Source organism: Rhodococcus sp. T7, from assembly GCF_009872365.1.
Classification (GTDB): domain Bacteria; phylum Actinomycetota; class Actinomycetes; order Mycobacteriales; family Mycobacteriaceae; genus Rhodococcus_F.
In genome coordinates this window covers 516,005-523,465 of the sequence record NZ_WXYH01000389.1, presented here as the reverse complement: position 1 = coordinate 523,465, position 7,461 = coordinate 516,005, and the positions used below count along the sequence as shown (strand labels likewise).

Below are 7,461 nucleotides of genomic sequence, written 5' to 3'. Positions count from 1 at the left end.
TGGCGTCCCACCTCGACATCCCTCCTGGCTCTCCTAGAACCATTGTCCGGGGTGTCCACTCAAAGGGTGCAGCCTCAAGGTGGCGGTCCTGGGGTGGCTGGCGGAACATCACTCGTCCAGGAGGCCTAGCTGACGGCGTGCACGTGGGTGGGACTACGCGCTGACCCGCCGAACCCGGGACCGACATCTTGGCCCGCACGATCGTCGCGCGGGGGCTGCATGACGAGTGCCGGCACGGATGCACTGAACTCGCGCTGATGCTGGTCGACGGACGGAAAGCGACCGACGCTGATGGTGGTGCGGTCGGCGCCGCGATGCCGACGGGTGGGCCCGAGAGAGGGTGCTCGCCTCGTTCGGTCACGATTGTCGATCTGACATTGGGATAGCGCGGCGACGTACGGGCTGACGCCAGCTGATCGGAGTGAGCTCCCGCGGTTTCTCGGCCGGCGCGCGCCCCACTGTTGTCGCGAGGGGTGGCCGTCCCGGTGCCTGTTGCTCATCGCGGTGTTGTGTCGAGTTTTCTCCACTCGTGTGTACGGTGCCGCAGTCGGTTTCGGGTGAACCGTGTGTGAGTGCGGTGCGGAAGAGAATGATGCCGGCTGGGGGTGACCACACTCCGAATGCGGTGGCACGGCCACGACGGTGTTCTCCGGGCTGCTGGGGATGTGGCCGGCGGGCGGACTTCGCGAGGTAAGGTTCGGTGCCGCTGTGGCCCGAGTCCGGGAGGCGCTGCACCGCCGGAATTGCGGCACAGTCTTCGGTGAGAAGGCGGTGGGCCGTCAGGCGCACACCACACCCTGCTCGGCATCGTGAACACCGAATTCGACAATATCGACAACTTCAATGCCGCAGTTGCCGACGCGATTTCGGGATTTCGGTGGAGAATGGTCCCTGTCGGGTTGAGTCGTGCTCGTCCTGCATGAAGCTCGGTGCGATGTGATTTGAGCTCGACGAGGATCGTGTGTGGTCTGCCCACATGGACAATGTCTTGAGACGTTGAATTGTTAGTTCGGTGAGCTTCCTCCTTTGCGGGACGAGCCTGCCGTTACTGTGTGCGTTCGACGATTGCCCTGACGTAGAAGGAGAGCACGATGGCGGTATCACCGAGAATTTCCCAAGGTTCGGCGAAGGGGACAACCAAGGAGATCCGCGAGTGGGCGATCGGCGAGGGTCGCGAAGTGTCACCCCGCGGCCGGATCTCGGCCGAGATCGTGCAAGCTTTCCGTGACGCTCAGGCGACGAAGGCTCAGGCAAAAGCGGCGCCGGCGAAGAAGGCGGCCGCGAAGAAGATAGTCGAGGGGAAGGCTCCCGCGAAGAAAACGGCCGCCAAGAAGTCTCCGGCGAAGACGACCGGGCCGAAGAAGACGGCTGTGAAGAAGGCGACTGTGAGGAAGTCGCCGGCGAAGACGGCAGGGGCGAAGTCGACGGCCGCGGAGAAGATTGTCGCCACGAAGGTACCGGCGGTGGACAAGGCTCCGGCGGTGACGACGACCAAGGATATTCGCGAGTGGGCGATCGGAGAGGGTCGCGAAGTGTCTCCCCGCGGCCGGATTTCGGCCGAGATCGAGCAAGCTTTCCATGACGCTCAGGCAACGAAGGCTCAGGCAAAAACGGTGCCGGCGAAGACGACAGGGCAGAAGACGACAGGGCAGAAGACGACAGGGCAGAAGACGACAGGGCAGAAGACGGCTGCGAAGAAGACGGCTGCCAAGAAGACGGCCGTGGAGAAGGTCGTCGAGAAGGAGGCTCCGGTGAAGGGAGCGGCGGCGGGTACGGCTCCGGCGAAGACGGCCGCGGAGAAGGCTCCGGCGAAGAAGGCGTCTGCGGGGAAGTCGCCGGCGAAGACGGCTGGGGCGAAGTCGACGGCCGCGGAGAAGATTGCTGCCACGAAGGTTCCGGCGGTGGGCAAGGCTCCGGCGGTGTCGACGATCAAGGATACTCGCGAGTGGGCGATCGGAGAGGGTCGCGAAGTGTCTCCCCGCGGCCGGATTTCGGCCGAGATCGAGCAAGCTTTCCATGACGCTCAGGCAACGAAGGCTCAGGCAAAAACGCTGCCGGCGAAGAAGACGGCCACGAAGAAGGCTCCGGCGAAGAAGGCAGCCGTGGAGAAGGTCGTCGAGAAGGAGGCTCCGGTGGATGGAGCGGCGGCGGGCACGGCTCCGGCTAAGAAGACGGCCAAGGAGATTCGCGAGTGGGCGATCGGGGAGGGCCGTGAAGTGTCCTTCCGTGGTCGGATTTCGGCCGCAATCGTGCGTGCCTTCCATGAGGCTGCGGCAAAGTTGCCGGCTGTGGGCGGCTGAACCGAGTGGTGTCCACTCTTGAGCGTGACCCACCGACTCCGGGTTGCCGGGTTCTCTCAATCCGACGGACGTTCAGTAGCCGAACCCTTGCCTGTCTCTTCGAAGCCAGGCTCACCGAAGATGAGCGCGCCGGTGTCACAGCCATGAACGCGGGCGGACGATCGGTGCGGCTGGTACGGGAGGTTGCTCACGAGCGCTGGTCGACAGTGTGCACCGAGGGGCCGATGGGAGTTCCGCTGGCACCTGCTGGGTGAGCGTCGGTGCCGAGAACTGTCGCCCCGTTTGGCGGGCGGGTGCTGTCTGGTCGGGTCTGTCGTAGGTGGATGCCAGAATGGGCGGCATGAGTTCTTGTGGATGGCGACGCCCGCTTCGGCGGGCGAGGGATGCGGTGCAGCAATCGCCGCCCCGGTCCGTCCTCATTCGAGGGTAGCGGGCCGGGGCGCATGAGCGCTGAAAGGCACCGCCTTGTCCCGTACCGAAGCACATTCTCCTGTCTGGGTTCGTCTTCACCGTGGCGAACTTTCCGTTGAACCGTGGCACGCCGACTGCCATGACGTCTGCGACCTCCCTGACCGGTATCAGGGAGGTCGGGCCTGGTTGTCCGCAACGAACTGCGTCTGGGCACTCGCGTACACGGGCACCGGGATTTGCTCGTGCTCGCTGTGCCACGACGGTGAGGGTCATGCTCGTGATCTCCGTCGCGAGCGTCGCCGTACTGTCCGTCGCCTCGCGGAGGGGCGTCGCCGGTGGGATGCCGGTGACACCACACCCTTCGACGACATTGTTGTCCCGCATCGCAGGCGGGAATGGTGGAAGTGACCAGTAGGCGCCGTGACCTCCGCAGGTATTGATGCAGGAACAGACGCGGCCCGGCGGGTCTTGTATCGGTGCAACCGTGCTGGACCCGGTCGGCTCTCGCCGGTGACGGTGCCCTATCCCGTGGCTATAACCCTAAGGGATTATTTGTATTGGCTCGCAGCGGTTTCGAGGACATGGCCGACACGAGTTCGCACCCCGAGACTGTGCGACGGTGCGGCGCGCCAATGACGCCGAGTGTGCTGACTGGGTTGCCGCTCGCAGGGTCGCCTCGACGGGGCACGCTGGGAGGGGCCGGTCTGTTCGCCCCTGGTTGGGCGCGGCACTTCTCGTCGAGGCGTGCGGCGACCTGTGATGAGCCGGATCACCGGGTGGACCGCGGCGGGACTGTCTTCGCGGATCTCGGTCGATTTCGAGTCTCCGCGGGCGGCCGCACGACGGCATCGAGACCCACGCCGCGAACCGATGCTTCCCCCGCGGCGCCGGAGTACCTCAGGTTGGCAATGCAGTCGTTGCCGGACCCAGTGGGGAGGGTTCGCGGACGTGGAGGGTCTCTTTCGTGGTCTCGGCGCGGGTCAGCTCCCGAAGATGGTTCCGAGTGACCCGGTGCCGGGCAGGGTGGGTGGTGTGGTGGTCGGCGGGTCGGTGGGCGCCGATGTGTTGGAGACGACGGAGACGGTGTCGGATTGGCTGGTGACGTAGGCGTCGGCGCTGTTGGGTGTGACGGCGATGAGTTGGCCGTTCTCGGTGATGGGAACGGTGGCGGTGACGGTTCGAGTGGCGGTGTCTATGACGGTGACTGCGTTGGTGGGGGTGCTGTGGGCGATGTAGGCGGTGTGTCCGTCGGGTGCGACGTCGATGCCGCCGGCGGCTGCCGCAACGGGAATGGTTGCGGTGACACTCCGGGTTGCGGTGTCGATGATGGACGCCGATCCAGTGCTGAACCCGTCCACCCCGGTGACACACAGCGTGGAACCGTTGTCGGTGATGTCGATATCAAGTGGTGATCCGGAGGCAGGGATTCGGGCAGTCACCGCGGCGGTGGGGATGTCGACGACATCGATCGCGTTGCCGGAACTGTCGGTGACGTAGGCGGTTCGACTGTCGGGGGAGACGGCGAGGAACATTGTCGTTCCTCCCAGTGCGAGTGTGCTGCTCACGGTGTTGGTTGCCGTGTCGATGATTGTGAGGTGGCCGTCGAACTGGCTGGCGACGAGAACCTTGGTCCCGTCAGGGGTGATGGTGACGCCGAGTGGGCCGTCGCCGACGGGGATCGTTGCGGTGACGGCGAAAGTGGTTGTGTCGATGACGGAGACGGTGTCGTCCCCGTTGCTGCCGGCGTACACGGTCTGGCCGTTGGGGGAGACGGTGACGCCGACGGGGAAGTTCCCGACCGCGAGGGTGTTGAGGACGGTTTTGGTGGCGGTGTCGATGACTGACAACTGCCCGGCCGCGCCGTCGTCGCCGTGGGTGACGTAGGCCCGTGAGCCGTCCGGGGAGATGGCGATGCCTTCTGCCAGCCCGTTGACCGGGATCGTCGCCGTGACCGCATAGGAGTCGGTCGGAGCCGACCAGACTGTGGGCGCGCAGAGCACGGTCGCAGTGGTGCCGACGGTCGCGCACAAGGCCACGCGCACAAGCGTCCGCGTGGCCTTGTGCCGGAGCAGGGATCGATACGCCGTCATGGGTCCCCCTCGAGTTCCTCGCCCGCCCGATCGCTGACCCGGATCGAGCGTGACGCTACTTCCTTCGCGCCACGTGTTCGCTGCTGGGTGCGCTGACACGCCGACCGGACACGGGCGGCGAGAAGGACGGTGCACCTGTGTCATTCACGCGATATACAACTCGGTACCTCGCGTAGACCGACGTTCATCGGTGAATGGAAGGCGCAGTGATCTACCGTTCGAGTGGTTGCGCGTCCGCTATTGCGGATACGTTGTGACGACGCAGCGGTGGCGCCGTACACTCGCCGCATGACAACGGCCCCAGATCCATTCGCGACGCTGACGATGGATGGTGAGCAGTTCGAAGATGGTCGCCTTCCGGTGCGTGCTTTAGCGGAGCTGCAACGGTACGTCGCCATCGTCCTGCGTGCAGCTGAGCTGAAGTGGCTGGATGCAAACCCCGGGAAGGAACTTCCCGAGGACTTTCACGACTCATTCGAGCTGACGATTGCTGAGGTCAGACCCGGCAGTGCTACCTCGGTGCTTGAAAGACCTCAGACTTCCGTTTACGACTCGTACTACGAGGAGGGACGGCTCGATTTTGAGGCTGCCTTGAATGAGGTCCTGAACGATCAATCGCCTGACCTATGGCATCCACTGGTGGCAACAGAAGAATTTGGCGAATTCGGCTCGTCGCTTGACGATGGGGAATTTATGTCAGTCCCGGTCGCCAATGATTCTAATTCCTCGCTCAGAGTAACCCCGTCCTCGTATCAGAATAAAATACGCACCGCACATAAGGCTGCGACGAGCGTGAGTCTACCGCCGACTCTGGCGATCGAACGCAGAAAAGAGTCGGGATGGGTGGTAGCCCGACTGGTTGCGTTGAATGGACTTGAATCCAAATTCACTCTTCTGCTTGACGGCAGGGAGGTGAATGGAAAGTTCAAAGAACCCGAAATATTCGACGATATGAAGGCGGTCCTTGGAACGAGCGAAAAGTCGCCCGTGGTGAGGATTTTCGGGCGACTGAGCTTTGTTGGTGAGGATATCTCCAGGATTCTCGAAGCAACCAAAGTTCAGGTGCTTGAGGTGGATGGCGAGCCGTGGTCTGGCCGGTTCATCGAGCTTGCGCAACTATCCGAGGGCTGGAACGACGAGGCGCGAAGCAGCGAAGCTGTTGCTTTTTCTGCGATCGATGGTGCACGCGAAATATTGCGTCACGTCGCGAAGATAGGCCGCGAGATTCCTGGGATCTATCCATCAGAGGATGGCGGAGTGAGTTTGGAATGGGCATCGCCCCAAAGGGTGATTACGATCGAAGTGTCGCCGGACGGCGTCTATGAGATGAACAGATACTCTCGCGACGGCGAATCCTCTGCCGTTGAGCCAACAGAGAATCTTGACGGGGTCAAGAAGTTCATTGATGATACGGATGTGGAGGCGGTTCGTGGCTGAGGATTTTTCTCCCCTAATCGAGGGTGAGTTCATAATCGATCCAGGCGACACCGTTGCGGATGATGAACTCCTCTATCGCCAGATCCCCGCACATCTCTGGGATGCGAAAAAGGCGCTGCCGGGAGTTGGAGCGTTCGGCCCGCTGGACGCAGACCGAGGCGCACCGTCCTTTTCCCGCAGCTCCATCGTGACTGCCGCTCAGAGTTTCGAATGGCACAACGGGAACGCACCAAGCACTTCATTGTCTGTATGGGCGTGTTCGGTTGCTGAAGTGGCTAAGGCGGGCACGCGAGCCATCGACGACAGGGATGCCCCTCTCGAAGCGGGAAAGAAGCGGGCACCTGGTCACGCATACATCGACTATCGACATCTCGAAAAGAGTGAGAAGAAGCAGGTTCGAGCGCACTTGCTGATGTGCGCTCTCGACCGTGAGCAGCGTCATCCCTAGGTTTCTGCTTGATCCGCACTGGCGCTCCTAGCGGATTTCCTTGTTTGCGCTCGTTCGTAGATTTCCTCGGTATGCCGGAAGACTTGCGGGATCGGACACCCCTCGGGTGGAGATCAGCTGATCCCCGCGGCGAAGGTGTTTGCTGTGCACACCGGCGAGCCGCAGCTGCGCGCCGGGCTTCTGCACCTTCCAACCCGTCGTCGACGGCGGCGCCTGCCCCTGGGCGCTGAACTGCCAGGGCTGCGACAAATTCGTCCTGTCCGGGGCGGACCCGCTGTATTGGAGGCGTAAACGCGAGCAATGGGGACAACTCGCCGAGGGCGCCCCCGACGATGCGACCGCTAATTACCCGTACCAGCACTTCGCGCCTACTGCCCGCGCCATCGACGGACTCGAGAACGCCCTGGCAGGGCTCGGCCTGCTCGACCAGGCTCTCGCGCTGGACCTGCGCAAACCCCAGGACTACTTCCACCGCGTCTGGTCCACCGCCTTCCGCGCCACCGACCTCACCAACACCGCGATCGCCGACAACGACGAAACCGAGGGAGAAGCCTGCGCATGAGCAGTAGCCAAGCCCCATCCCAGATTCGCACCGCCGCCGCGACGCCCAAGCCGCCGTCGACCGCGTCCACCTTGCCATCACCCGGCTACACCGAGAACGAACCCCGGTGACCACCGCCGCAGTCGCCCGCCGCGCGGGCTTCTCTGAACTAAGGATTATGGTGCGTTTGTGAGGTTTTCGGACGTTGCGTGTTCGGCACGCCGAGGTTGACGG

5 protein-coding genes are annotated in these 7,461 nt (G+C 63.3%); 4 read left to right on the top strand and 1 reads right to left on the bottom strand.

Annotated features, from left to right (window positions below; translation table 11 throughout):
• Window positions 1–1,091: 1,091 nt before the first annotated feature.
• The gene (locus MLGJGCBP_RS46465; protein ID WP_007299866.1) at window positions 1,092–2,300 is read left to right on the top strand and encodes an Lsr2 family DNA-binding protein; all 1,209 of its coding nucleotides are present in this window, start codon (window positions 1,092–1,094) and stop codon (window positions 2,298–2,300) included.
• A 1,391-nt stretch (window positions 2,301–3,691) separates the two neighbouring features.
• Here MLGJGCBP_RS46465 and MLGJGCBP_RS46460 read toward each other — a convergent pair.
• Complete coding sequence (locus MLGJGCBP_RS46460; protein ID WP_160096457.1) at window positions 3,692–4,801, bottom strand: beta-propeller fold lactonase family protein; 1,110 nt, start codon at window positions 4,799–4,801, stop codon at window positions 3,692–3,694.
• Window positions 4,802–5,068: 267 nt separating this feature from the next.
• On the opposite strand from MLGJGCBP_RS46460, the gene MLGJGCBP_RS46455 reads away from it, so the two are divergent.
• From MLGJGCBP_RS46455 to MLGJGCBP_RS46445, 3 genes are all read left to right on the top strand, one after another.
• Complete coding sequence (locus MLGJGCBP_RS46455; protein WP_007299864.1) at window positions 5,069–6,238, top strand: hypothetical protein; 1,170 nt, start codon at window positions 5,069–5,071, stop codon at window positions 6,236–6,238.
• Entirely contained in the window at window positions 6,231–6,686 is a 456-nt protein-coding gene (locus MLGJGCBP_RS46450; RefSeq protein WP_148222657.1) for a hypothetical protein, read from the top strand. The genes MLGJGCBP_RS46455 and MLGJGCBP_RS46450 overlap by 8 nt, the downstream gene beginning before the upstream one ends.
• Window positions 6,687–6,825: 139 nt before the next feature.
• On the top strand, window positions 6,826–7,248 hold the full coding sequence (locus MLGJGCBP_RS46445; RefSeq protein WP_007299862.1) for a hypothetical protein: 423 nt from the start codon (window positions 6,826–6,828) through the stop codon (window positions 7,246–7,248).
• Window positions 7,249–7,461: the final 213 nt, after the last annotated feature.